This window comes from Arthrobacter sp. NamB2 (assembly GCF_005281365.1).
GTDB lineage: Bacteria > Actinomycetota > Actinomycetes > Actinomycetales > Micrococcaceae > Arthrobacter_D.
The window spans coordinates 238,529-264,619 of record NZ_SZWI01000003.1; the positions used below are offsets into that span (position 1 = coordinate 238,529).

Consider the following 26,091-nt stretch of genomic DNA (forward strand, 5'->3'; position numbering starts at 1 on the left):
TCCGCGTGGATTGACGCATCTGGACGGGTGGCGCCCCGCTTGGATTGCGCTCCGCTCAAGACAGGCGGGCGAGGTCCCGTCGGATGTAGCGCAGGTGCGCCCACTCCTCCTCCAGGATCACGCGGACGCAGTCACCCACGCTGGGATGCCAGTCGCCGCCACCCCACGGGTTGTCGCGTTCCTCCCCGAGCATTTCCGGCGTCACGGTGGACAGGAAGTCCGTCACCTGCCGTTGCCGCTCGGCACGTACCTCGAGGACCTCCTCGTACGTCGGCGGGTCCGCGCGGAAGACCGACATGTCGAAGCCCATCTCGCGGGCACCGGTGAAGATCTGGCCGATCTCGTGGAACGGTTGTGGCACCTGCAGGATTCCGCCACGGAGCCAGGCGTCGGTTGCCAGGATGAGGTGCCGCAGGGTTTGGGCCAAGGACCACTCGTCCTCCACGTGGGCGTCCACCAGCTCCAGCGGCGTGTCCGTCACCGTCTCCTGCCAGGCGGATTGCACAGCGGCCCAGCCCTCGCGTAGGCCCTCGGGTGTCTGTGCCTTCTGCAGTTCGCGGCCCGGAAACTGCCGATTGAGCTCGGCGTCCACGAGCGGCACCACGTCGACTCCGTTGACGAGGAGACTGCCGAAGAAGAGGTCGTGGCTGTCGAGGTCGAGCCCGTCCACGTCGACGCCGCGCATCGTCACACCGCTCACATCGGAAAACCGTAGCGTGGCGCCCTTGAAGCTCGCCCTGACGAAGGTCGCGCCTTCGAACTCCCTCGTGCCGGAATAGGTCGTCATGGCCTCATTATCACCGCGTCAGGGCCGATCCGCGCTGAAGCAGCCGCACGAAAGGCGGCGGCTGCCGTCGATGGAAGACGGATAGCAGGAAAGGCCCCCGACACGTCGTCGGGAGCCTTTTGTCCTGCTACTGCGGCCTAGCGGACCTCGATGGTCAGCTCCTGGAAGCCGTCCTCGGCGTGCCGGCCGACGAGCAGCTGGAACTGTCCGGCCTCGTACTGCCAGCCGTCCTCGTAGTGTGCGAAAGCGCGGGCGGGAACGCGGATCCCGACGGTGCCGGTCGCGCCGGGTTCGAGCGTCACCGAGCCGAAGCCTGCGAGCCAGCGGACGGGCCGGTCCACCGCGGAGTCGTTGCGGGTCACGTACACCTGCACCACCTCGCGTCCGGAGCGGGAGCCCGTGTTGGTCACCGGGACGCTTACCATGACGTCCTCCCCCGCTTCCACGGAGGCGACGTCGGTCGAGGCTGCGCCCAGGTCGAAGGACGTGTACCCGAGGCCGAAGCCGAAGGGGTAGGCCGGGCTCGCTCCGCCGTCTGCCGCCTGCTTCAGCCACGCGCGGTAGCCGACGTGGATGCCCTCTTCGTAGTGCACCTTGCCGTCCACGGGCGTCGTGTTCAGCACGGGGACGTCCTCGAGTGCCGCGGGCCAGGAGGTGGGCAGGCGCCCGCCCGGTTCCTCGGCTCCGAGCAGGACGTCGGCGATCGCGGCGCCGAACTCCTGGCCGCCGAACCAGCCGAGCAGGATGGCATCGACGGCATTGCGCCATGGCATCAGGACAGGAGAACCGGAGTTCACGACGACGACGGTGCGCGGGTTCACCGCGGCGACGGCGGCGACGAGACGGTCCTGGTGCCCGGGCAGGTCGAGGTCCTTCCGGTCGAAGCCCTCGGACTCGATGGCCGCGCTGGTGCCCACGACGACGACGGCGACGTCGGCCTCGCGAGCAGCCTCGACGGCCGCCGTAATCTCGGCGTCCGCGTCGTCGACGACGGTTTCCTCACCGAGCAGGATGGCGGAGAACGGGATGACCTGGCTCTCGGGCAGCGTGAAGATCGCTTCCACGGAGACGCGCTGACCCGCCGTGGTGGTGACGGGGAAGGTCTTCTGCGGTGGGGAGAACAGGGCCGCCCCGAGGACGTCGTGCTCGTCGATGAGTTCGCCGTCGAACACCACGTCGCCGTCGAGAATCAGCTTCACCTCGCCGACGGTGCCGACGCCGAGGTGGTGCACGCCGTCGTCGGGCGCTGTCCACTCGGTTTGGATACGGATGCGTGAGGTGCCCTCGGGGATGCCGACACCGAACCAGATGAGGTGCGAGGCCAGGCGGTCCTCGCCCGAAATCTCCGCGCCGGTGGCGTCGAAGAAGGATACCCGGAGTCCGGGGACGCCCGCCACCGGGTTGGAGAGCGAGGTCCGGGGGAACTCCTGCAGCCCGTCGGCCACCTTCGCGCCGCGCGAGTAGGTGAGCTCGACGTCGTCGGGCAGTGCCTCGCGCAGTCCTTCCAGCGGAGAGACGATCCGCAGCGGCATGACGGTTGCGCTGCCACCGCCCTGCGTGCGGGCCTCGGCTGCGTTGTGGCCGACGACGGCGACACGCGTGAGGCGTGCGGCATCCAGGGGCAGCAGGTTGCCCTCGTTGCGTACCAGCACCGACCCGCGGACGGCGGCTTCGCGAGCGAGGGAGCGTCCGTCGATCTCGGCAGGCTGCTCCGTGACGGCGGGCTCGAATCCTTCGAGGACGCCGACCCTCGCGGCGAGCCGCAGGATCCGGGTGACCTTCTCGAGGATGGCCTCGCGGGACACCTCGCCGGACTTGACGGCGGCAACGAGCTTCGGGCCCCAGGAGCCTACGGGGCCGGGCATCTCAAGGTCCTGGTGGGCCTTGGCCGCGTCGATGGAGCGGACGCCGGTCCAGTCGGAGACCACGACGCCGTCGAAGCCCCACTCGGTGGACAGGGGGGTCTCGAGGAGCGGGTTCTCGCTCGCCGTCGTGCCGTTGATCGAGTTGTAGGAGCTCATCACGAGCCAGGCCTTGGCCTCGGTGACGGCCTGCTCGAACGCCGCGAGGTAGAGCTCACGCAGGGGCCGCTCCGCGACGACCGAATCCGCCGTGAAGCGGTCCGTCTCGGCGTCATTGGCGATGAAGTGCTTCGGGGTGGCACCGATGCCGGTGGACTGCACGCCGGTTACGTACCCCGCCGCGAGCTGCGCCGTGAGTACCGGATCCTCGCTCATGCACTCGAAGTGCCGGCCGCCGAGCGGTGAGCGGTGCAGGTTGATGGTCGGGCCGAGCACCACATGGACTCCCTTGCGGTGCGCTTCCTGGCCGAGCACCTGCCCGTAGCGGCGCGCGAGGTCCACGGACCAGGCGGCAGAGAGAGAGGACGACGACGGCAGGCTGATGGAGTCGTGGCGCTCGTCGAAGTCCTCGCCGCGCACGCCTGCGGGGCCGTCGCTGAGGACGATGCGGCGGAGCCCGATTTCCGGGATCTCCACGGTGCTCCAGACGTCGGCGCCGGTCAGCAGGCTCACCTGCTGCTCGAGGGTCAGGCTCTCGGCAAGCTCACGGATGCGGGGATCGACGGCGATGGGAGTGGTTGCTGTGACGGTCATTTACTTGACTCCTTTGATGCGGGTGACGAGCGCGGCGCCGATCAGGCCGACCACCGCTCCTCCGAGGAACAGGCCGGGGTAGCCGGCGAGGGCGATGACGGGCGCGGCGATGGCGGGTACGAGGGACTGCGGCAGGGCCTGCGCGATGTTGAAGACGCCGAAGGTCTTGGCGTTCTCGGTCTGGTCGGCGGGCAGCAGGTCGGTGATGAGGGCGACGTCGACCGCCGTGAAGCAGCCGAGGCCGATGCCCGCGATGGCCTGGCCGATGAGGACCTGGGTGAAGTCGCTGCTGGTGGCGATGATGATGAGCCCGGCCATGATGACGACGGCGGAGAGGATCACGAGGTTTTTGCGCTTGCCGATACGGTCGCTGATCCAGCCGCCGAGGAAGCTGGTGGCAACGGTTCCGGCCGCGCTGACGAGGGTCAGCTGGAAGACCAGGGTCGGTACGTCGGCCTGCGCGATGCCGAGGTGGTCGCTGAGGAAGTAGGGCATGTACAGCAGGCCACAGCAGTAGGCGATGTAGACGAGGAACTTGGTGAACCAGGCCCAGCCGAGGCCGGGATGCTGGACCGGGTTGAAGTAGAACGAACCGAGGAAGTCCTTGATCGTGTACTTGTCCTTCGGCTTCTCGCCCAGCACGCGGTCCGTGAAGGTGAAGGCGAACGCGAGGGCGATCGCCACACCGACCGCACCCGGGACGACGGCCATCAGGAAGGCGGTGTCGAACAGCTGGGCGAAGAAGGCCGCCGCCACGAGACCGATCGGCAGGGTCATGCCGACGAGACCGGAGAGCTTGCCGCGCTGGTCCGGGGCCGCCTGGTCCGGCAGTGCGGCAACCAGGGCTGCGAGCGCGGCGTTGAACGAGAGCTGGGCGACGATCCAGCCGATCAGCACGCCTGTGACGCCGTTCGCCGAGCCGAGGATGAACAGGCCGGCCAGACCGACGAGGGACCCGCCGACGATCCACGGCTTCCGCATGCCGAAGCGTGAGGTGGTGCGGTCGCTGAGTCGGCCGAAGACGGGGTTCGCCAGCAATGCGGTCAGGGCGCCGACACCGGCGACGAGGCTGTAGGCGCTCGCGCGGGTATCCGGGGTGGTGAGCTCTGCGATCTTGATCGCGAGGACTACGAGTGCAGGCGCGAGGACCGCCATCCACAGGCCGGCGCTCGCGATCGGGAGACCGATCATGAATGCCCGGCTTGCTCGCTGGGTGGGTGCTGCCTCGGGGATGAAGGTTGGAAGGTTGGCCACGTTGCCTCTCCTTGTCAGGGCCCGTCGTTGGGACTGGGGTAGAGCGTACACGCCAAAGTTGAGTGCTACTAGGTTTTCGTAGAATGTGTCCTGTATGCCCTCCTAGACTGGGGCTGTGACTACGGGAAAAACACGGGGGCCCTACGCCAAAGGGGAAGAGCGACGCCGGACGATCATCCAAACGGCAACGGACGTCTTCGCGACGGAAGGCTTCGAGGGCGCGGCGCTCAAGCACGTCGCTGAGCTCGTGGGCGTACGGGAAGCGACGCTGTTCCACTACTTCAGCAGCAAGCAGGAGCTGCAGCAGGCGGTTCTCGCCGAGCGTGACGACCGTGCGATCAGCATGGCGGGTGAGGTCTTCGGCGTCGACGACCTGCCGGTCGTGGCGGCCCGGAACGAACAGGAGCCGGGGCTGACCAGCCTGTACGCCGTGGCGTCGGCGACGGCGAACGACACGTCCCACGCGTCGCACGAGTACTTCCGGGAGCGCTACGAACTGGTCATCCGCGACCTCGCGAGGGACGTCGAGGCGCGGCAGCGGTCCGGCGAGTACCGTGCGGACATCGACCCCGAGTGGGCGGCGCGACTGCTGATCGGCGTGTTCGACGGCATCCAGGTGCAGTGGCTCTACGACAAGGGCGTCAGCATGCAGGAGGGGCTGCGCAGGGCGATCGCGCTGCTCAAGGCGCCCGGGGCTGGCGACTAGCGGACGCTGCGTCGGCTGATCCAGGCGAGCAGACCGGTGACGGCCGACTCGAGGGTGCCCAGCACTTCCGCTGCTGCATCCGTGGCGGAGTCCTCGGGCCCGGTCAGGCCGAGCCACTCGCGCAGCTCGCACTGCGGAAATGCTGACGGAATCCTGCCTCATCAGGGACATCCATCGCGCGCCTTGCTGCGGGTCGCCCGGTAGATTCGTTCTACCTGGGCGAGCCTCGCCCGGATTCTTGCTCGGGGGGCATCGCATGGCTGGGGAACATTGTGAGCGCTGAGGTACCACTCGGGGACATCGGTGCGCCCGACGTCGCGGACCTGCTGCAACCGGGTCAGCTGGCGCACCGGCTTCCGGGGCAGTCCGTCATGGAGGAACTGCTCGAGGTCAACGGAGCCAGGGACGAGCGCGGACTGCTGGCGCGGGTTTTCGGAGTGTCTCCCCTGCAGCCCGAAAGCCGTCCCTGGTACTCGGGTGCGGTGGGTGAGCGGGCTGTAGGGCGGACCCTTGCAGCACTCGGGCCCGAGTGGAGCGTCCTGCACGCGGTGCCCGTGGGCGAGAAGTCGTCCGACATCGACCACGTCGTGATCGGACCAACGGGCATCTTCACGATCAACGCCAAACATCATCCCGGCCAGAAGGTGTGGACCGCCAAGGGCACCTTCATGGTCGCCGGCTCCCGCTACCCCTACGTCCGCAACGCCGAGCACGAGGCGGCACGAGCCGGCAAGCTCCTTTCATCAGCGGTCGGGCATGACGTCGTGGCTCGGGCCGCGATCGTCGTCGTCGGCGCGCAGCAGGTCACGGTCAAGGAAAAGCACCGCGCGGTATCGGTACTGACCCGGAACGAGCTCCTGCGCTGGCTCACCCGGAAGCCGGTCGTGTTGTCGACCGATCAGGTTGCAGTGCTCGCGGCGGCAGCAGCCGAGCCCGCGACCTGGTGCCGAACGCCGTCGGTGCTTCAGGAACCCGCCGCCGTGGTGCAGGCGTTCGAGAATCTGCACCGGCTGGTGGAACAGGCACGACGACGGCGCCTCTGCTGGGCCCTTTCGGTACCTGCCGCGGTTCTCGCCTCGGCCGCGGGCATCCTTCCGCCGTTCTGACCGACCCTTCCGCTGAAAGACGGTTAACGTGCTGCATTTCCCTTCCACGAACACTGCCGCCCACACGGCGGCCCCCGCTGACGTGACGCGCCTGCATCAACCCCTGGGCGACCACGTGTGGGCATTCAGCAACTGCAGGGTGGACTCGCCGGGTACGCCCGTCGCAGAGGTGGACTGGCTCTTCTACAACTCGGACAAGGGCACCTTCATTCTCAGTGAGTGGAAGCGTTACAGCGCGCAGGTCAGCGAAGTGAAGGACACCGGCAGGCCGTGGATACTCGTCGGCGACAAGGAAGTGCCTAATCCGATCGAACAGGTCGCGCGACAGCTGGACGCTGTTCGTCGTGTCCTCCGTCGAAGCGTTGCGCCGCGCCACTTTGCCATGGCTAACCAGGACGCCATCAACGTGTATCAGAGCGTCTACTGCCCGCAGGTCAACGGGAAGACCCAGCAGGAACGCCTGCGATACGGCGTCGTGCACGCGACTCTCGAGGAGCTTGCCCAAACAATTGAACGGCGAGCCACCACTGCTCCCCTGCTGGTCGGTCAGTCGGAGCGGGCCCACCTCGCTGTCGACCTGGCCAACCTGTTCCGTTGCTCGGTCAGTTCCGCGGTTCGCCGGAAGCTCGCTCCCCCGGCTTCCGCGCCGGCGCAGCCGACGACGCATCCAACGACGCAGGCAACGTTGCGTATTGCTGCCATTCATCGGGAACTGGCTGCGCTGCACCTCGAACTGGCGGCGCTTGCTGAGGCCGGGCCACTGATCCCACCCCTTGCTGCACCGGCTGCTCCTGGCTCAGACGCTGCTACTGCATCCGCAACTCCTCCTGTAAAGCAGCTGTCGGTGGCACTATCTCCGGCAAGTGCAGTCCCGGTCGCGCGGGCAACAAACGAAAAAGCAAACGCACCCGCCCCCACTGCAGGGAAGCAGGCTCAGTCCATTCACGAGCACCTGCGGCAGCACGTCGTGAAGCACGTCCCGACATCGGGCGCGGGACCGGACCACGTCCGCGCGGCCTTCCTCTCGGCGCTGCACGACGGCCGACTGCGGGACAGCGGCATCCATGTGGGACAGTTCGGCGGCTTCGTCGGGCAGCGGCTGGACGGGAACCGAAACCTCGCCAGCCTGGCGTTGGGGAGCCTCGTGAAGTGGTGCCTGGCGCAGGCGTCAGCTGCCGGAATTGCTGCGGTGAAGGACACCACAGACCCGTCCATCGTCAGGCTTGGCCCGCTGAAGACGTAGCCGGGCTTGGTTACAGCTCCGGCGCCCGCTTCGCCCAGCCCGTCGCCTGCTCGAACGCGTACGCCACCTGCAGCAGTTCGACGTCGCTCCCGTGCGGCATGACCAGTTGCATGCCGACCGGCAGGCCGTCCTCGCTGAAGCCCGCCGGCACCGACACCGCGGGCAGGCCGGTGGCCGATATCAGCGTGGCCGAGCGCATCCAGTCGAGGTAGGTCCCGAACTCCACGCCGTTGACCGACGTCGGGTACCGCTCGGACGCGTCGAACGGCAGTACCTGCGCGGTCGGGCTCACAAAGACGTCGTACCTCCCGAAGTAGCGGCGCACGCCGGCGTCGAGCCTCGTCCTGGCGACGGCGGCGTCGATCATGTCCTGTGCCGTCAGCTTCAGCCCCTCCTCCACGTTCCAGCGGATCTCCGGCTTGATCGCATCGCCGTGCTTCCTCACGAGGTCACCGAGTCCGAGCACGAAGTCGAAGGCGCGCGTGGTCCCGAACACCTGGTCCGCGCCGCGCAGGTCCGGGGCCGCTTCCTCCACGATGGCGCCGAGATCGGTGAAGACCTGCAACTGCCCCTCGAGGACCCGCACCACCTCCCGGTCCACCGGCACGCCCAGCCCGAAGTCGGCAGACCAGCCGATCCGCAGACCGGCCAGGTCCCGCTGGAGCGACGCCTTGAAGGACCGCGTCACCGGGTAGGCGTACGGCACCGCGGGATCGGCCCCGGCGATCGCCGTCATGCCCAGCGCGATGTCCTCGACGTCGCGCGCCATCAGCCCGTTGCGGTTCAGCCAGGCCCAGGCGTTGCGCGTCGGCACCGTCGGCACCACGCCGATGGACGGCCGGTAGCCCACGATGTTGCAGAACGACGCCGGGTTGCGGAGCGAGCCGCCCATGTCGCTGCCGTCGCCCAGCGGCTGGATGCGGGCAGCGATCGACGCCGCTACTCCCCCGCTGCTTCCGCCCGCGCTCCTGCTGGTGTCGTACGGGTTGACGGTCGTGCCGAACAGCTCGTTGAAGGTGTGAGCGCCGGCGGCGAACTCCGGCACGTTCGTCTTGCCCGTCGTCACCACCCCGGCCTGCTTGAGCCGGCCGATGATGAGGTCGTCGAACGTGGGCACGAAGTCCCGGAACACGGGTGAGCCCTGCGTGGTGCGAAGCCCCTTCGTGTTGTGCGTGTCCTTGTGCGTCATCGGCAGTCCGTGCAGCGGCGGGAGGTCCCCACCGGACATCGTCAGCTCGTCCGCCGCCTCGGCGAGCGCCGTCGCGCCCTCCCGGTCCTCGGTGACGACGGCGTTGATCGTGCCGTTGACGGCGTCGATGCGATCGAAGTGCGCCTCGAGCGCCTCCCGCGCCGACACCTCCCGACGGCGGATCGCCCCGGTCAGCTCGACGGCGGACAGCTCGTGCAGGGCACCACTCACGCGGCGGTTCCGACCTTCGACAGCAGCGCCGTCATCGCCGCCCGGACGCCGGTGGTGAGCGTCGGTTCGATGGCGGGTGCGAAGAACGGCGAGTGGTTGCCCGGAGGCGCGGTTTCGCCGTCGAGCACTTCCTGCGGGTGCCCGCCGAAGAACCAGTACACGCTCGGGACGCCGATTGCGTCTGCGAGCAGGCCGAAGTCCTCGCTCCCCATGACGGGTGGGGACTCGACGACGGCGTCCTCGCCCAGCACCTCGCCGAGCACGGCCATCAGGTCCTCCGTGGAGGCGGGGTCGTTGTAGCACTGGGGGAAGCTGCTGATCTCCTCGATCTCGGGCTCGGGCGCGCCCGACGCAGCGGCTTCCGCGCTGATGATCCGCCGCAGGGAGTCGAGGACGCGCTCGCGCACGTCGACGTCGAACGTGCGCACGTTGACGGTGAACTCCGCCGACGCCGGGATGATGTTCTCCTTCAGGCCGCCGTGGAACGTCCCGATCGAGACGACGGCCGACTTCATGGGGTGCACTTCGCGCGCGACGATCGTCTGGAGGCGCACCACCATGTGCGCGCCGAGGACGATCGGGTCGATCGACTGCTCGGGCTGCGAACCGTGCGCCTGCTTGCCGTGCACCGTCACCCGCCAGGAGTCCGCCATCGCCATGGCCGTGCCCTTGCTGATGTTCACCGTGCCGGTGAGTCCGGGCCACACGTGCTGTCCGTAGATGATCGACGGCATGGGCGCCTTGTCCCACAGTCCGTCCTCCGCCATGGCCTCGGCCCCCTCACCCGTCTCCTCGCCGGGCTGGAAGATGAACACGACCGTGCCGGCCCACGCGTCGAGGTTCTCGGTCAGCAGCTGCGCAGCGGTCAGGCCCACGGTGATGTGCGTATCGTGTCCACAGCCGTGCATCACCGGAACCTCCGTCCCGTCGGCGAGTGCGCCCGTCGTCGTGCTCGCGTAGTCCAGCCCGGTGTCCTCCGCGATGGGCAGGCCGTCCGTATCCGCGCGATAACCGACCACCGGTCCGTCGCCGTTCCGCAGGATCCCTACGACGCCGGTCCCGCCGCACAGGAACGTCTCGAGCCCCAGGTGGTTGAGCTTGTCGAGGATGAACGCGGCGGTGTGCGTCTCCTGCATGGAGAGCTCGGGGTGCGCGTGCAGGTGCCGGTAGAGCTCGTGCATCGCCGTGGTGGAGGCGTCGGAGAGGTCGAAGACAGCGGTGTCGATGGTCATGGTGTCCTTTCGGAGGGCTCAGTACCGGAGCTTAGTTGACGGGGGCGTCGGGAGTCCGGACCGCGAGGAGACGCAGGAGTCGGTTGAACACTGCGGTGATGGGGACAACGACGACGCCGGTGACCGTCGAAGGAATTTATCCGGCCACGCTTGGGTTGAGTAGGGTGTATGCAAATGCATGAAGTCGAAGGAGTACCGCAATGAGAATCACCGTCGTCAGCGCAGGTCTGGGTGTACCCTCCTCCAGCCGGATGCTCGCGGATCAGCTCTCGACAGCCGTCCGTGAAGAGCTGACCGCCCTGGGTGAGACAGTCGTCGTCGAGAACGTCGAGGCCCGCGACTACGCGGTCGACATCGCGAACAATTTGGTGACCGGTTACGCCCCACCCGCCCTGGCCTCGATGCTGCAGGGGATCACGGAATCCGACGCACTGGTGGTGGTGACCCCGGTCTTCTCCGGGTCCTACAGCGGTCTGCTCAAGTCGCTCTTCGACGTCATGGACAACACCGCCCTGCAGGGGATGCCCGTCATCCTCGGAGCGACAGGGGGAAGTGCCCGCCACTCGCTCATGCTCGAGCACGCGATGCGTCCGCTCTTCTCCTACCTGCGTGCGCGCGTCGTCCCCACCGCGGTCTACGCGTCCCCGCAGGACTGGGGCGCGGGTCACGACGACGAGCAACCCCTGGACAAGAGGGTGCGCCGCGCTGCGCGCGAACTGGCCGAAATGGTCGGCGCGACGTCGGCACCGCGAGTGCACGAAGAGCCCCTTGAATCACTGCCCTTCGAAGACCTGCTGGCCAACATCACGAGGTCCAACCGCTGACCACCTTGCTCACCGGCTCGGAGCTGCTCCGCAGCAGATCGTAGCCACAAGCTCACCGAGCCAGCCCGGCAGTGGGCAACCCAGAACCTAACAATCCATAGGGAGAAATCATGGAAATCGGCGTTTTCACCGTCAGTGACATCACGCAAAACCCTGTCACCGGCACAACACCCACCGAACACGAGCGCATCAAGGCAGCCGTCGCCATCGCCAAGAAGGTCGAAGAGATCGGCATGGATGTCTACGCCACGGGCGAGCACCACAATCCACCCTTCTACGCCAGCTCCCCCACGACGATCCTCGCCTACATCGCCGCCCAGACGGAGCGCATCAAGCTCTCGACGTCCACCACGCTGATCACCACGAATGACCCGGTGAAGATCGCCGAGGACTTCGCCACGCTGCAGCACCTCGCCGACGGTCGGGTCGATCTGATCCTCGGGCGCGGCAACACCAGCCCGGTGTACCCGTGGTTCGGCAAGAACCAGCAGGACAGCGTCGAGCTGACCATCGAGAACTACAACCTGCTGCGCCAGCTGTGGGACAACGACGTCGTCAACTGGCAGGGCAAGTTCCGCACCCCGCTGCGCAACTTCACCTCCACCCCGCGCCCGCTCGACGGCGTCGCCCCGTTCGTGTGGCACGGTTCCATCCGCACGCCGCAGGTCGCCGAGATCGCCGCGTACTTCGGTGATGGGTTCTTCGCGAACAACATCTTCTGGCCCAAGGAGCACTACCAGCAGCTCATCGGCCTCTACCGCGAACGCTATGCCCACTACGGCCACGGCTCGGCGGACCAGGCGATCGTCGGCCTGGGCGGCCAGTTCTTCATGGCGAGGAAGTCGCAGGATGCCATCAACGAATTCCGCCCGTTCTTCGACAATGCACCCGTGTACGGTCACGGACCGCGGATGGAGGACTTCATGGCCCAGACGCCGCTGACCGTGGGCAGCCCGCAGGAGGTCATCGAGAAGACGCTCTCCTTCCAGGAGTTCTTCGGCGACTACCAGCGCCAGCTGTTCCTGATCGATCACGCGGGCCTGCCGCTGAAGACCGTGCTGAACCAGCTGGACCTCTTCGGCGAACTGGTGCTGCCCGAGCTGCGCGCCGAGTTCGCCAAGCGCCGCCCGGCTCACGTTCCTGACAAGCCGGTGCACACCACGCGCAAGCCCAGCCCGGTGCCCGCCTCGGTCTGACATCCGGAGACCGAGCGCGGGGGATCGGGATCCCCGTGCCGACGTTCTAGGCTGGATCCATGCAAGCCCAGCACTGCCGTCGGCACACGCCGGCTTCTGCGGTCGGCGCCGCCGCATGAGCCGCCACGCGAGTGAGGAGCGTCGATGGTGGCAGGCCGCCGTCATCTACCAGGTCTACCCGCGCTCCTTCGCGGATGGCGACGGTGACGGTGTCGGTGACCTCGCCGGGCTACTGGCCCGCCTGCCGTATATCGCGTCCCTCGGCGTCGACGGCATCTGGGTGACGCCGTTCCAGCCGTCGCCGCAGGTGGACCAGGGCTACGACGTCAGCGACTACTGCGGCGTCGACCCGCTCTTCGGCACCATGCAGCAGTTCGACGACCTGCTGGCGGCCGCGCACGCCTTAGGGCTGCGGATCCTCCTCGACGTCGTCCCGAACCACTGCTCGTCCGAGCACCCCCTCTTCCGAGCCGCCGTCGCGGCCGGTCCCGGCTCGCTCGAACGGGAACTGTTCCACTTCGAGGACGGGCCCGACGGCGACACTCCGCCGAACAACTGGCAGAGCGTCTTCGGCGGCCGCGCCTGGAGCCGGGCCGACCCGTCCTCCGAGACGGACTTGCAGTGGTACCTGCACCTCTTCTCGCCGCAGCAACCGGACTGGAACTGGCGGAACCCCGCGGTGGGCGACTACTTCGAGGGCGTGCTCCGCTTCTGGTTCGACAAGGGCGTGGACGGGCTGCGCGTCGACGTCGCGCACGCGCTGGTCAAGGCGGAGGGACTGCCCGACGCCGCCAGCACCACCACCGTGACGGACGGTCTGCGCTCCAACGCGCAGGTGTCCGACCAGGAGGAGGTTCACGAGGTGTACCGACGGTGGCGCCGCGTCGCCGCCTCCTACTCCCCCGAGCGCGTGCTCGTCGGCGAGGTCAACCTCGAACCGGCACGCGCCGCCCGCTACACGCGGCACGACGAGCTGCACCAGGCGTTCGCCTACGCGTTCGTGAAGCTCAGGTGGGACGCCGAGGCGTGGGCCGCCGTCGGCACCGACCTCGAGGTGGGCCGGCGGGAGCATGGCGCGCCCCCGACGTGGGCGCTCGAGAATCACGACGTCGTCCGCTCGGCCACGCGCTTCGGCGGCGGCGAGCGCGGAGCCCTGCGAGCGCGCGCCGGCCTGCTCGCCATCCTCGGGCTGCCCGGCGGCGCCTACATCTACCAGGGGCAGGAGCTCACCCTGCCCGAGGTCGACGTCCCGCTCGAGGCCCGGGTGGATCCCATGTGGACGCGCGGTGGAGTGTCCCGCGACGGGGCGCGAGTGCCGCTGCCATGGACGGTTGCACCGGACAACGCGTTCGGCTTCTCGCCCAGCGGTGCGGCAGAACCCTGGCTGCCCGCTCCGGCGGAGTGGGGCTCGCGGTCCGTCGAGGCGCACCAGCAGGACGGCGGCTCTACCCTGCACCTCGTCATCGCGGCGCTCGAACTGCGGAAGCAGCTCTTCGAGAAGGAAGTCCTCCAGCCGGACGACGGCGGCACGTGGCGCGTCGAGGACGGCGGGCTGCTCGTGTGCGAGCGCAATGACCAGTTCCTCGTGGCGGTCGCCATGGGCGAGGGATCGGTGCGCCTCCCGGCCGGCGACGTCGTCGTGTCGTCGTCACCCCTGACCGCGGAGGGACTGCTTCCGCCCGACGCGGCGGCCTGGGTGCTGCGGGGCTAGGGTCATCCGGCGGAACGGACCAGTCCCCCCTCAACTCGTTCGAGATGCCGCTGACTGGATGACCTCAGCGAGGTCGCGGGGGCGGCTCCACATGGGCCAGTGACCGGTCGGGAGGTCGATGACGTCGAGGTGCTCGAGGTGGGCGACTTCGGCGAACATGGGATGGCCTGCGCGGGTCAGCTCCAGTACCTGCGCGCTCGGGATCGAGCAGCACACCAGGGTGGTCCTCACCGCGCGGCGGGCATCGTTCGTGAGTTCGACGGGCTGACGCAGCACAGGGCCGGGCTCCGGGACCGCACGGGCCTGGAAGCGCTCGAGGACCTCTGCGGTCAGGCCCTCGAGGCTCGCCTGCTGTGCGAGGACGTCGAAGGACGGCAGCGGAAGCTCCTTCACCTCCACGGGGAGGTCCGGGGCGAAAACACTTCCTGGCGCCATCGGGCCGGAGTCGACCCATACGACCCGGTGAACAAGCTCTGGATGCCGGTCGAGGACGAGGCTGACGGGAGCGTTCGCACCACTGTGGGCGACGAGGATTGCGGGCTGCTCCCTGGTGACCCCCTCTCGGGACAGGACATCCTGAATTGCTGCGGCCTGGTCGTCGAGAGTCTTCGTCGCACGCTCCGGATCGTTCGGGTCAAGACCGGGCAGTGTCATCGCGACCGCGCGGAATCGTCCGGCCGTCAGGTGTTCGAGCACTTCGTCCCATGCCCAGGCGCCCAGCCAGTGGCCGGCAATGAGAAGGATGATCGGACTGCTTGTCGTGGTTGTCATCGACCTACCCTTGCAGGCGCTATGGACAACGGTATGTCACCATTTATGTCATGTATTCCTCGGGCTGGAAACAGTGAAGCGCGTCGAACGGCTCCATGCCCTCTCCGAGCTGCTCCGCCGCAGTGGCACGCGGGGAGTTCCCGCCGAGCGGCTGGCATACGAGTTCAGTGTGTCCGTGCGCACGATCAAGAGGGACCTCACGGCGCTGGAGAACAGCGGCGCCCCCGTATGGTCCCGCCCAGGTCCAGGTGGCGGCTACGGATTGGTTGCAGGCGCGTCCCTACCGCCTGTCAGCCTGTCTCCGGCGCAGGCGGTGGCGCTCCTGGCGGCCGTGTCCGCTGCACCCGACGCCCCCTACGCCGATCTGGCGGCAACCGGGATGCAGAAGATCCTGGACGTCCTCGATCCTCGAACCCGGGCACGAGCCGAGGAGCTCGCCGGCCGCGTCTGGGTCACAGCGCCTGCCTCTCCTTCGCGCACCGTCAGGTCAGCACTGGAGGAGGCGATGGCCGAGCAGCGGGTGGTCCGTATCCGCTACCTCTCGGGAGACGGGACCGTCACCACCCGCGACGTCGAACCCGTGCTGTTCGCCTCGAGGAACGGCCACTGGTACCTGATCGGGTGGTGCCGGCTGCGCAACGCGATGCGGTGGTTCACCGTCTCGCGCATCGAGCGGGCCACCGTCACCGCGACGGCCTGTGGCGGCCATACCATTCAGGAAGTCGGCGAACCCCCAGCGGACGCCAGACCGGTGCACGGTGGGGGCAGCTAAGTCACTCGCCCCGCAGGAGAGGAAGTAGTCGCGTGGCGTCGTCAGGTTCTGTGTCCCTGCCCTTCGAGCTGGAACGGCCGATCGTCGGCGCACCCATGGCCGGAGGTCCATCCACCCCCGCACTCGTCGCTGCCGTGAGCACTGCGGGCGGCCTGGGGTTCCTCGCCGGCGGGTACAAGACGCCGCAGCAGCTCGCGGACCAGATCACCGCCACCAGGAACCTCACCCGGGCGCCGATCGGGGTAAACCTCTTCGTCGTCGCCGCCAACAATCCTGACGAGAACGAGCTCGAGACGTACCGGCAGGAACTGCAGCAGTACGCCGACCGGTTCGGCGTCGAGGTCGGCAGACCGATATGGGACGACGACGCGCTACACGGCAAACTCGACGTGGTCCGGGACCTGAAACCCGACGTCGTGTCCTTCACCTTCGACTGCCCACATGCGGACGTGCTGCACGAGCTGAACGCACTCGGCATCCACACCGCGGTCACGGTCACCACCGCGGACGAGGCACGGACCGCCGCCGACCGCGGGGCGCAGATCCTCATCGTGCAGGGGCCGGAGGCCGGCGGCCACCGCGCCACCTTCGATCCTGCCGCCGAGCCCGGCATCGAGCCGCTCCCCGAACTGATCGGCGCCATCAGGAACGCCGTCGACCTTCCGCTGATCGCAGGTGGCGGGATCAGCTCCCGCGACCAGGTCCGCGCGATCCTGGAGACCGGTGCCGCCGCCGTCCAGGTCGGGACCGCCCTGCTGCTCGCGGACGAGGCAGGGACCAACCCTGCCCATCGCTCCGCGCTGCAGGACCCTGCGTTCACCGAAACCAAGGTCACCCGGGCCTTCACCGGCAGACCGGCCCGCGGGCTGCGGAACAGGTTCATGGACCGCCACGACCGCAGCAGCCACGCCTACCCGCAGATCCACTCCATGACCGCGCCGATCCGCGCCGCGGCAGCCAACCACGACCTGCAGGCCCTGCACCTCTGGGCCGGCACCGGTTATCGCGCCACCCGCTGCGGTCCGGCCGCCGACATCGTCGCGGACCTCGCACCCTGATACCCGATCGCTGCCCTCGGGCTGCTGCTCCCGTGGCGCGACGATGCGTTGAAGAATCGTCGCGACAAGCCTGTGTTTTTGACGGCGCCGTCCGCTGAGTGACGCTTTCTTGCCCCTCGGGTTTCCAGCCTTCGCGGGCTGTTCACCTCGGGGTTCCGCTGAGGCCACCCGCCCGTGACTCGCCCTCGACAGCGTGGAAGCGACACCACCGCTGCCCGACGAGGAGCCTTCCCGTGAAAGCAATCGTCCGCGCCTTTACCCTTCTGCTGTCCGCCGTCATGGTCACCGGGGCCGCGAAGCCCGCCCTCGAGGACTTCCCTGCCACGATCGACGGCGGCGCCTGGCCCGCCGGCCACGTGCAGGGCATCGCCGTCGACACCGAGAACGAGTTCGTCTACTACTCCTTCACCTCGATGCTCGTGAAGACGGACCTCGACGGCACCGTGCTCGGCACCGTCACGGGCTTCACCGGGCACCTCGGCGACCTCGACTTCAACGAGAAGGACGGGCGCGTCTACGGGTCACTGGAGTACAAGGCGGCCGAGTCCTTCTACATCGCCATCTTCGACGTGGACAAGATCACCGGGATTGACATGGACGCAGAGACGGACGGCATCGTCACCGCGGTCTACCTCGACGAGGTGGTGCAGGACTTCACCGCGGACATGGACGGCAACGGCGTCTTCGACGGCAACATCGCGAACACGCCGGACCACCGGTACGGCAGCAGCGGGATCGACGGCGTCTCCTTCGGGCCGGCCTTCGGGCGCAAGAACGGCAAGCAGCTGCTCACGGTCGCCTACGGCGTCTACTCCAACACCGAACGCGACGACAACGACCACCAGGTGCTGCTGCAGTACGACATCACGCGCTGGAAGAAGTACGAGCAGCCCCTCACGCAGGCCGCTCCGCACACCAGTGGCCCGGCGACCACCGACGGCAAGTACTTCGTCTACACGGGCAACACCACGTACGGCGTGCAGAACCTGAACTACGACGCCTTCACCCACACGTGGCTGATGGGTGTCTACAGGGGCGTCAAGGAGCAGTTCCCCAACTACTCGCTGTACGCGATCGACGGCTCGTCCCGCCCCACCTGGGGTGTCCTCGAGGGCCAGCCCACCTACGAGGAAGGGCTTCTCCTTCCGCTGCTGCAACAGGGGCTGCGGCACGAGACCACTGGTATCCGCGGTTGGAACTTCACGGCCGACGTCGGCATGGAGTCCCTCGGCGGTGGTTACTTCTACATCGCCACGCAGGGGCGGGTCGTCGAGGACGGCGTCACGAAGCACACCGCCGTGCTCAACCTGTACCGCTGGACCGGCGCAGCAGAGTCGCCCTTCGAACGCGTCAGCGCTCCGGCTTTCAGCCGGGGGTGACGGGCGGCCAGCGATCTCCAACCCCGATTGCTGACACTTAGGCATCGCAGTTGGCCCGCATTGAGGGCTGCGCTCAGCAGCGCATGCCACCAGGACTGTGCACCGGATACTCCCAGACTATTGCGTCGGCGTTCGGCTTACATTGGGCATAGCTACCTGACTTACCCGCCATTGCCAGCCCACTGGAAAAGAGCCGAGCCATGCTGAGACGCCTTTCCCTCGCCGCTTCCGCGGGCCTCGTCGTCGCCGTCCTTGCCGCCGGCTGCACGACCGGCGGTGATGCAGCGCCGTCCGAGGACGCTTCGGGGGAACCGACAGCATCCACCGGCGGCGGAAGCGCAGCGGCCGAGGTCCAGGACATCACGACTGGCCTGGCCCTGCCCTGGTCCATGGCATTCCTCGGCGACACCCTCCTCATCAGCGAGCGCGACACCGCCCGGATTGTCGAACTCGACAGCGCGGGCAACCGACGGGAGGTCGGCACGGTCGAGGGGGTGCGACACGGCGGCGAGGGTGGCCTGCTCGGTCTCGCCGTCGACGACCACGACCGCCTCTACGCCTACTCGACCGGCACGGACGGCAACCGGATTCAGCGTCTGACGCTCGACGGCGCCCCCGGTTCCCTGGCCCTAGGGGACGCCGAGACCCTCGTCGACGAGCTGCCGTCGAGCAGCAACCACAACGGAGGCCGCATCGCCTTCGGGCCCGACGGCATGCTGTATGCCGGGGTGGGCGACGCTGGTGAACCGGACAGCGCACAGGACCTCGACTCGCTCGCAGGGAAGATCCTCCGCATGACGCCGGACGGTGACGTCCCCGCAGATAACCCCTACCCCGACTCCCTCGTCTTCAGCCATGGTCACCGCAACGTCCAGGGTCTCGCCTGGGCAGCGGACGGCACCATGTTCGCGAGCGAGTTCGGGCAGAACACGTGGGACGAACTGAACGTCATCGAGGCCGGCGAGAACTACGGCTGGCCGGTCGTCGAGGGCATCGCGGACGAGGAGGGCTTCGTGGATCCGGTGCAGCAATGGAGCCCGGCCGACGCGAGTCCGAGCGGGATCACGGTGGCCGGTAACACGGTCTTCATTGCGAACCTCCGCGGGGAGAGGCTGAGCGCTGTTCCCGTGAGCGACCCCGCCACCAGCACCGAGTACCTGATGGGTGAGTACGGTCGCCTCCGGGCGGTGATTGAAGCACCGGACGGCCGCTTGTGGGTGCTCACCAACAACACCAGCGGGCGCGGTAAGCCGCAGCCGGGCGACGACCGCATCATCAGTATCGACATCCCGGCCTGACGTCGCGGGGGAAGCGCTGGTGAGCAACGACGGCGGGGCGGCCACTGTGCGTGACTGCCCCGCCGTCGTTGGTTCTCGCTGGTTCTGGTGCTGCCGCTAGCTGTCGCAGCCGACGCCGTCGTTGTCGCGGTCGAACTTCGGCTGGAAACCGGGCGTCCCGGCGTAGATGGGTGCCGCGCCCGCCGCGCGGACTTCCGAGCAATTGGCGTAGTAGGGAGCAGCCGGGGCCGGGGCTACTGGCGCAGGTGCCGGCGCTACGGGCTCGGGAGCACCGGGGGCAGGAGCCAGCGGAGCAGGAGCAACGGGGGCCGGGGCAGGTGCGGGAGCGACTGGAAGCGGGGCTACGGGCTCCGGCACGACCGGCGCGGGCGCCTCAGCCTGCACCGGCTCGGTCGGCTGGGCGATCGAGGGGGCGACCTGATTCGTCGGCGCGAGGATGCCGTTGCAGTCGGAGAGGATGCGCACCATGGCATCGTGCTCGGCCTGCGTAACCCACAGCGCGTAGGTCGCCTTGACCGAGACCTGCCGCGCCACGTACTCGCAGCGGTAGGAGGTGTTCGGCGGCAGCCACGTCGCGGCGTCGCCAGCACCCTTCTGCTGGTTCGCCGGTCCGTCGGTCGACTGCAGGTTCAGCGGGTCGTTCGCGAACGCGATGCGCTGGTCGAGGGTGAGCTGCTGCGCACCCTTCTGCCAGGCGTCGGAGAGGGCGACAACGTGGTCGATCTGCACCTTGGTGCTCGTCGCCTGACCGCGCTGGAACGCGATGACGGTCGCGGTGTAGGGGTCGTCGAGCACGCCTGACTGCACCTTGCAGGGCACCGAGTTGGCGTGGACGATGTCCGTCAGGTCCCGGTTCAGCATGTCGTTGCGCGTGTCGCAGCCGTTGCGGTCGACGTCGGCCCAGGCCTGCCCGAACTGCTCCCGGTCGTAGCCGGTCTTCGGTGCGCGGCCCTTGATGGGCAGCGTCTCCAGCAGGGCTAGTGCCGTGGTGTTGGCGGCAGGCTGCTCCGACGGCGCCCGCGGCGAACCGGCCACGGTCGCGACGGTGCCCGAGTCGAGCGGAGCGACGTCCGATGGTGTCGCGCTGGGCGTCGGTGACGGCGTCGGCTTGGCCGAGGCAGTCGCGGTCGGCGATGCGCTGGCACTCGGCGTGCTGGTCGGCTCGGCCTGCTCGGTCGCCTCGGCGACGGCCGTGGGGACCGACTCCGACGCCGGCGCGATGGCGGTGCCAACGAGGAGGACGACGACGGCGGCTCCTGCGGTCATCGCTCCCGCCGCGCGTCCGGCCAGCCCTACCCAGGACGGCCGGTTGGTCAGGAGCGTGTAGAGGCCCGTGAAGAGGGCGAAGAGCGCGGCCATGATGAGTGCGCCGCTGAGGCCGCTGGTGATGAGACCGATGACGACGAGGAACAGGGCCACGCCACCGACGATCGCCGTCGAGGTGCGCACCTTCGGCTTGGTCGACAACGGGTTACGGGCAGGCGGAAAGGATGACGAAGAGATAGGAGCCCCATAGGTCGAAACGAGATCAGCGATGCCGTCGAGTAACCAGACGGCCATTCGAAGCATAGGGCCTTTACCAGCAGTAATTGGTTTCGAGCGGGACCCGACGACGGGCCCGGTTGCCACCCGACCCGCCGTGTTCACCCTAAAGGGGACGTCGATCAGTTAGGGCAGTATTGATCACGATCAGCGCTAAACCCCTCTGGCGCAGTTCGCTTCGTCGACGCGACCTGAAGGGGCTCAGTTCACGGCGGTCAGCCCATATGGCAAGCATGGTTCTCCCGTAATTTAGCGAGCTTGCTCGTGATCGTTGTCACCTGCAGTCGATACTCTTCTCTGAGTAACAGATGGAAATGGAGATGGGGACAAATGGCTGAGCAATGTCTTGTGAGCTACGTCAAGGACGGCATCGCGTGAGCCGCACTAGGGACAACCTCGGCAAAGCCCTGCGAGGCGCTTCCACGCACATCGCCGAGCAGGTTGGAAGCGTCAAAGAGGCCGCTAAAGGCGCTACAGAAGGCGCCAAAGAGCAAGTTGAGAAATTGGTTCTGAAGGCAGCTGACCCTTACGAAGAGGTCATAGCGGAGTACAACGTCGCCTTTACCGAGATGAGCGATAAGGGAGGTGCACTCCTGCGCCAGCGCGAACGCTCGGCGGACCTGATCGAGCTCGTTGAATTGCTGGTGAACAGCATCGCGAACACGCCGAAGTCGTTCGAGGCCTCTTTGGGTGAGATCGACGCCCAAAGAGCCCAGTTCCTGGATGCGGAGGAGTTTGCACGCAAGGATCTCGAAGCTGCGAAGCGTTCCGCTGCCGGCGCTGGAGCCGGGTTTGCAACGGGAGCTGCAGTCGTAAGCGTTGCACCGACGGCTGCCATGTGGGTTGCCACTACTTTCGGTGCTGCGTCCACTGGCACCGCGATTTCCACTCTCTCCGGGGCGGCTGCGAGCAACGCCGCTCTCGCCTGGCTGGGCGGTGGCGCCCTGGCTGCCGGAGGTGGTGGCACTGCCGCAGGCGGCGCTTTGCTGGCGCTGGCCGGCCCTGTTGGATGGACCGTCGCAGGGGCTTCCCTCCTCGCATCCATCGCACTGCTTTCGAAGAAGAAATTGGAGACTCGGGAGGCAAAGCAGGAAGCGCTAGCTGCGCTCAAACGAAACATCGCATCGGTCAAGGGCGGCGACGCTCAGATTGATGATCTCCTTCAGAAGACAACGGCGCTGCGTATCGAGTTGATGGGCTCCTATAGTGAAGCGTTGGCGTGTTTTGGCGCTGATTTTCGTTCGCTTTCGCTGTCCCAGCAGGACCGCTTGGCAGCCCTCGTGAACAACACGAAGTCGTGCGCGGCTCTGCTGTCTAAGCGAGTTGAGTGGGTCGTCAGAGATGAATGACTTCACGAAGTTCATCAAGAGCAACCAGGAGCAGGCCGTTGCCTCCTGGGTGAACTACCTCAATCAGGTACGCATTGACCAGCTTCTGACCTCGTTCAGACAGCAGGATGAAAACCTCCTGAACGCACTGAGCAGCATCGCTGAAGCTGCCAAAAGGATCGATCTCGAGGTGGTCACCTCCAATCGCGGAGGTCAACACGGCATGCACGGCTTCATCGCGGAGCTCGCGGAGGTGGGTATCGGCAATGCCCGCAAGCAGATTCTCGGCGACGATTCTGTCTACCAGTGGGTCAACGACAACGGGCCCGTGGACCTTATCCGCAACGGTGTGAACATCCAGCAGAAGTTTGTCGCATCGGGAGGTCGCTTCTCACTGGGAGCAATCGCCGAGCACCTTGAAAAGTACCCCGACTACGTGAAGAACGGCGGGAAGTACCAGATTCCCCGTGACCACTTTGAAATGGTTGAACGCCTGCGCTCCATGTCACCGGAGGAAGCAGGAAAGCTGGCGCGCAGCGGCGATGGGCCGTCCTTCACGGACTGGCGACGGATCGACGCGTTCTTCCGGCAGGGGTCGATCGACCTTGAATCGCTCGAACCTTCGACGCTTGAGTACCGTCAAGTCCAAAAGGGCACCTACGAGTCCACTATGACGGCCGAGGGAAATTCGCTTCGTTCCACTGACCGGTCTCTGCGTGACAACGCATATCAGGAGAGCCGGCCGACTCTGCGAGAAGGAGCATCGGCGACCGTTACAGCCGCCGCTTTCGAGGGCGGGACAGCCTTCGTGCTGGCCATAGTCGCCAAGAAGCGGGAAGGGAAGCAGCTTCGGGAGTTCACTCAGCAGGACTGGCTCGACATCGCAGGCGAAACCGGCCTGAGCTTCGGCAAAGGTGGGATCCGAGGCTCCAGCATCTATGCGTTGACGAACTTCACGGCCACGTCAGCCGCGGTCGCCAGCTCAGTCGTCACTGCGTCCTTCGGTATCGCAGAGCAGGCGAACAAGCTTCGCCGAGGCGAGATCGACGAGCTCGAGTTCATCGAAAACGCAGAGCTCTTGTCTTTGGAAGCCGCCGTCAGCGCGCTGTCCTCCTTCGTCGGTCAGGCGCTCATACCCGTTCCCGTACTCGGCGCCGTCATCGGCAACACAGTCGGCACCATCATGTACAGGACGGTCGCATCGTCCCTCTCCAAGCGAGAGACCGAGCTGATCGAGCGTTACCTGGACGAGCAACGCGTCCTCGACGAGCAACTCACCGCCGAGCACCAGGAACTCATACAAAAGCTGGACGAGAGCATGGCAGACTATCTCGTACTGCTCGAACGAGCCTTCTCGCCTGACATGCAGGTTGCGCTCCTTGGATCAGCCGAGCTTGCACAACGGTGCGGCGTCCCTGCTGAAGAGATCCTGGACTCCGAAGAGAAGATTCACGCCTACTTCCTCGACTAATTGCATAGGGACTGCTCCGGGGATGTTCTCTCCGCTCCCCCTGCATCTCTTGACCCCTACCGGGGGTGAAACCGTTCCTCATTGTGATCGCTAGCTTGGCCTCCAAGGGAACCGATGACGCTGAGGGTCGATTAACTCTTAGAGAGGCATGGCACCACTTCGCTAGGAAGGAGACGTGCCTCGAAGGATGGATCGGACGTATGAGCAAGTCAGCCGCGGTTCCGGCTCGCGGGCACGACGCGACCGGGCAGCCTACGCTTCCCGTCCCCCGACTGTCTGGAGACGGACAGTGGACATGACCGGCAGCGCAACCGCCAGACATCGACGCCGCCCGGTCCGCGCGCTCGTCACTGTCCTCCTGCTCGGCGCCATCGCAGCAGCGCTGGCGATCCTGGGGCCCAGCCTCCTGGGCGGCTTGCGTTCCGGTGGCGGCCCACTCCTTGGTGCCGCGGACTGCGTTGTGCAGACGGCGGACGGGGATGTCGGGCTCGATCGCGAAGAGGCCAAGCTTGCGACGACTGCGGTGGCACTGCGAGCCCGTGGCGCCGAGGCTTCCGACACCTCGAACATCGACGACGTCGTGCTGCGGGCCTTAGCCCAAGGACCTTCGGGGGACGCAGGGCCGGTGCTGAGTTGCAGGGGCCCGGTCGATGAGGATCTACAGGTGGAGGAGATGACCGCCTCCGGTCTGACTCCCCGCGCCGAGCAGGTACGGACGGCGATGACCGAGGTATTCGGCGAGCAGAACCTGGGCGGTTTCGCGCCGGGTGGTGTCGGGCAAGGACACGGAGAGGAATCGACGCATTACGACGGACGTGCAATCGACGTGTTCTTCCGTCCCGTATCAGAGGAGAACCGGCGCGCGGGGTGGATGCTGTCCCATTGGCTGGTGGCGCACGCCGAGGAGCTAGACATCCAGTACGTCATCTTCGACGACCAGTTTTGGAGTGCTCGCATCGCTCGGGGTCGATGGCACCCCTACGACGCACCGGCTCCAGCCAACGAGATCCTGCGGCACGTGGACCACGTGCACGTCGACGTGCTGAAGGGCGGCGATGAGTAGGTGATTCCCGTTATTCATCTCATCTCAACGTCACGTGGCACGAGGTGCGGTCGATCGCCGAATTCGCCTCACCCGCGCGTCGCCTGGGATCTGGTTTCCGGCCCGCCATCCCGTAGAGGGATGGCCGAAGCACTGGTACTTCCTGATGAGAGCTGCAACTTGATCTGCTCGAGCTCATCCCTCAGCGAATCGACCGTCGCCCGGAACTTCCTGAAGTCCGCCTTCCGGCGCTGTGCAGCAAGGAAACCGAGGCCCGCGGCGAGAATCACGAGGGGGAATGACACCAGCAACGCCCATCCAGAAGCAGCAAAGAACTCGAGCACGATGGGAAGAGCCTGCTGGAAGGACCGGAAGTCATTCACCCCTCCCACTACCCCTTCCATAGCGGCGTCCAGAGGCACTAGGAACTCCCCCACGAGAGGCGTTTCGGAGAGCGATGGAGCGCTCAGCGGTTGATCGCGACCCGGGGACCACCGGGAATCGTTGAAGTTGCTCAGGACGTAGATCCCGGCGGCCGCGTTCAAAGCAGCGAAGAGAAGAACTGCTCCGACCGCGATCCAGTGGAGGCTGCGTGGACGCCAAAAGCCGAAGACTAGTGCGACGAGGGCCGCTGCCACCCATGGAATGGTGCGAAGTGCGTCGGGGCTCATGCTGCCCAATGGATCCAAAGAAGTACCCCCATAGAGATGAATTGAATGCGTGCCGAAGATCAGAGCTTGGACACGTCACTTCAAGGTTATATCTCCTCGTCGATCGGACTGATTCAAGACACCGTGCTCTGACGGTCAGCCGCAGCACGCTAGGACCGGTCATCCTCGCGCGACGTGCCGGACTCGGCGATGCGCTTGATGGCGCCGAGCGTCTGCGGGATGCCCTCGAGTGCCTGCTGGGTCCGGTCAAGGATCTGCGCGGGCGCATCGTCCCCGAACTTCTCCTCGAACATGGCGATGCCGCCCGGCAGGAAATCCCAGGATTCGGTCAGGGTGGTCCCGGTGCCGGCCGGCGTCAGCGTGTAGCCCCAGCGGACTCGATCGCCGCCGACCACCCAGGCGAACTCGCGACCTGGCTCTGCGGCCACGACCTGCGACCGGGTCTCCCAGGTGCGGTGCGGGAGCTCGTTGCGCCCAGTGAACCAGGCGCCGACCTGCCCTGCAGAGGCGTCGTCCTCCCACCAGCACCGCGTACACACCGGACTCCACTCGCCGGTGCGGGTGATATCGGAGACCAGGTCGTAGACGCTTTTCACCGGCGCCTGAATCGTGACGGACTCCTGGTAATGGCGGGTCTCTGTCGAACTCATGCGCCCATTCTCACA

The 26,091-nt window shown here is 66.9% G+C and carries 22 protein-coding genes; 13 read left to right on the top strand and 9 right to left on the bottom strand.

The genetic code is table 11. From position 1 onward, the window contains the following. Positions 1–55: 55 nt before the first annotated feature. The 3 genes from FDK12_RS07615 to FDK12_RS07625 form a co-directional block, all read right to left on the bottom strand. Positions 56–787 carry a DinB family protein gene (locus tag FDK12_RS07615; RefSeq protein ID WP_137369013.1) on the bottom strand — a complete coding sequence of 244 codons (732 nt, stop codon included), beginning with the start codon at positions 785–787 and terminating at the stop codon, positions 56–58. Between the two features lie 137 nt (positions 788–924). After that, positions 925–3,402, bottom strand: coding sequence for a beta-glucosidase family protein (locus tag FDK12_RS07620; RefSeq protein WP_137369014.1), 2,478 nt, complete (start codon positions 3,400–3,402; stop codon positions 925–927). Further along, positions 3,403–4,656, bottom strand: coding sequence for an MFS transporter (locus FDK12_RS07625; RefSeq protein WP_223263159.1), 1,254 nt, complete (start codon positions 4,654–4,656; stop codon positions 3,403–3,405). A 115-nt stretch (positions 4,657–4,771) separates the two neighbouring features. Between FDK12_RS07625 and FDK12_RS07630 the strand changes: the two genes are divergently transcribed. The 3 genes from FDK12_RS07630 to FDK12_RS07640 all read left to right on the top strand — a co-directional run bounded on the left by FDK12_RS07630 (position 4,772) and on the right by FDK12_RS07640 (position 7,711). Then, positions 4,772–5,362 carry a TetR/AcrR family transcriptional regulator gene (locus FDK12_RS07630; protein WP_137369015.1) on the top strand — a complete coding sequence of 197 codons (591 nt, stop codon included), beginning with the start codon at positions 4,772–4,774 and terminating at the stop codon, positions 5,360–5,362. 272 nt (positions 5,363–5,634) lie between these two features. Continuing rightward, complete coding sequence (locus FDK12_RS07635; protein WP_137369016.1) at positions 5,635–6,468, top strand: nuclease-related domain-containing protein; 834 nt, start codon at positions 5,635–5,637, stop codon at positions 6,466–6,468. Positions 6,469–6,637: 169 nt separating this feature from the next. Then, positions 6,638–7,711, top strand: coding sequence for a hypothetical protein (locus tag FDK12_RS07640; RefSeq protein WP_137369017.1), 1,074 nt, complete (start codon positions 6,638–6,640; stop codon positions 7,709–7,711). Between the two features lie 10 nt (positions 7,712–7,721). On the opposite strand, the gene FDK12_RS07645 is transcribed toward FDK12_RS07640, so the two are convergent. Continuing rightward, positions 7,722–9,131 carry an amidase gene (locus FDK12_RS07645; protein ID WP_137369018.1) on the bottom strand — a complete coding sequence of 470 codons (1,410 nt, stop codon included), beginning with the start codon at positions 9,129–9,131 and terminating at the stop codon, positions 7,722–7,724. Beyond that, positions 9,128–10,363, bottom strand: coding sequence for an amidohydrolase (locus FDK12_RS07650; RefSeq protein WP_137369019.1), 1,236 nt, complete (start codon positions 10,361–10,363; stop codon positions 9,128–9,130). The genes FDK12_RS07645 and FDK12_RS07650 overlap by 4 nt, the downstream gene beginning before the upstream one ends. 200 nt (positions 10,364–10,563) lie before the next feature. Between FDK12_RS07650 and FDK12_RS07655 the strand changes: the two genes are divergently transcribed. The 3 genes from FDK12_RS07655 to FDK12_RS07665 all read left to right on the top strand — a co-directional run bounded on the left by FDK12_RS07655 (position 10,564) and on the right by FDK12_RS07665 (position 14,094). Then, entirely contained in the window at positions 10,564–11,187 is a 624-nt protein-coding gene (locus FDK12_RS07655; protein ID WP_137369020.1) for an FMN reductase, read from the top strand. A gap of 110 nt (positions 11,188–11,297) precedes the next feature. Beyond that, complete coding sequence (locus FDK12_RS07660; RefSeq protein WP_137369021.1) at positions 11,298–12,383, top strand: CE1758 family FMN-dependent luciferase-like monooxygenase; 1,086 nt, start codon at positions 11,298–11,300, stop codon at positions 12,381–12,383. A 115-nt stretch (positions 12,384–12,498) separates the two neighbouring features. Continuing rightward, a complete protein-coding gene (locus FDK12_RS07665; RefSeq protein ID WP_137369022.1) occupies positions 12,499–14,094 on the top strand; it encodes an alpha-amylase family glycosyl hydrolase in 1,596 nt (531 codons plus the stop codon). A 30-nt stretch (positions 14,095–14,124) separates the two neighbouring features. Here the strand turns inward: FDK12_RS07665 and FDK12_RS07670 are convergent, their stop codons facing one another. Continuing rightward, positions 14,125–14,865 carry an alpha/beta fold hydrolase gene (locus FDK12_RS07670; RefSeq protein ID WP_137369023.1) on the bottom strand — a complete coding sequence of 247 codons (741 nt, stop codon included), beginning with the start codon at positions 14,863–14,865 and terminating at the stop codon, positions 14,125–14,127. 73 nt (positions 14,866–14,938) lie between these two features. On the opposite strand from FDK12_RS07670, the gene FDK12_RS07675 reads away from it, so the two are divergent. The 4 genes from FDK12_RS07675 (at position 14,939) to FDK12_RS07690 (ending at position 19,372) form a co-directional block, all read left to right on the top strand. Continuing rightward, positions 14,939–15,637, top strand: a complete 699-nt coding sequence (locus FDK12_RS07675; RefSeq protein ID WP_137369024.1) for a helix-turn-helix transcriptional regulator — start codon at positions 14,939–14,941, stop codon at positions 15,635–15,637. 32 nt (positions 15,638–15,669) lie between these two features. Next, positions 15,670–16,695: a nitronate monooxygenase gene (locus FDK12_RS07680; RefSeq protein ID WP_223263160.1), complete on the top strand. Its 1,026-nt coding sequence runs from the start codon at positions 15,670–15,672 to the stop codon at positions 16,693–16,695. 233 nt (positions 16,696–16,928) lie between these two features. Beyond that, positions 16,929–18,074, top strand: a complete 1,146-nt coding sequence (locus tag FDK12_RS07685; protein WP_137369025.1) for a hypothetical protein — start codon at positions 16,929–16,931, stop codon at positions 18,072–18,074. 200 nt (positions 18,075–18,274) lie between these two features. Continuing rightward, a complete protein-coding gene (locus FDK12_RS07690; protein WP_137369026.1) occupies positions 18,275–19,372 on the top strand; it encodes a PQQ-dependent sugar dehydrogenase in 1,098 nt (365 codons plus the stop codon). Positions 19,373–19,468: 96 nt separating this feature from the next. Here FDK12_RS07690 and FDK12_RS07695 read toward each other — a convergent pair whose 3' ends face one another. Continuing rightward, positions 19,469–20,932 carry a DUF1524 domain-containing protein gene (locus FDK12_RS07695; protein WP_137369027.1) on the bottom strand — a complete coding sequence of 488 codons (1,464 nt, stop codon included), beginning with the start codon at positions 20,930–20,932 and terminating at the stop codon, positions 19,469–19,471. A gap of 356 nt (positions 20,933–21,288) precedes the next feature. On the opposite strand from FDK12_RS07695, the gene FDK12_RS07700 reads away from it, so the two are divergent. The 3 genes from FDK12_RS07700 to FDK12_RS07710 all read left to right on the top strand — a co-directional run bounded on the left by FDK12_RS07700 (position 21,289) and on the right by FDK12_RS07710 (position 24,776). Next, entirely contained in the window at positions 21,289–22,263 is a 975-nt protein-coding gene (locus FDK12_RS07700) for a hypothetical protein (RefSeq protein WP_223263161.1), read from the top strand. After that, the gene (locus tag FDK12_RS07705; RefSeq protein WP_137369029.1) at positions 22,256–23,713 is read left to right on the top strand and encodes a hypothetical protein; all 1,458 of its coding nucleotides are present in this window, start codon (positions 22,256–22,258) and stop codon (positions 23,711–23,713) included. Before FDK12_RS07700 ends, FDK12_RS07705 begins: the two co-directional genes overlap by 8 nt. A 295-nt stretch (positions 23,714–24,008) precedes the next feature. Next, entirely contained in the window at positions 24,009–24,776 is a 768-nt protein-coding gene (locus FDK12_RS07710; protein WP_137369030.1) for a hypothetical protein, read from the top strand. A gap of 68 nt (positions 24,777–24,844) precedes the next feature. Here the strand turns inward: FDK12_RS07710 and FDK12_RS07715 are convergent, their stop codons facing one another. Both FDK12_RS07715 and FDK12_RS07720 read right to left on the bottom strand, forming a co-directional pair. After that, positions 24,845–25,393, bottom strand: coding sequence for a hypothetical protein (locus tag FDK12_RS07715; RefSeq protein WP_137369031.1), 549 nt, complete (start codon positions 25,391–25,393; stop codon positions 24,845–24,847). A gap of 182 nt (positions 25,394–25,575) precedes the next feature. Further along, positions 25,576–26,076, bottom strand: coding sequence for an SRPBCC family protein (locus FDK12_RS07720; RefSeq protein ID WP_137369032.1), 501 nt, complete (start codon positions 26,074–26,076; stop codon positions 25,576–25,578). Positions 26,077–26,091 lie beyond the last annotated feature (15 nt).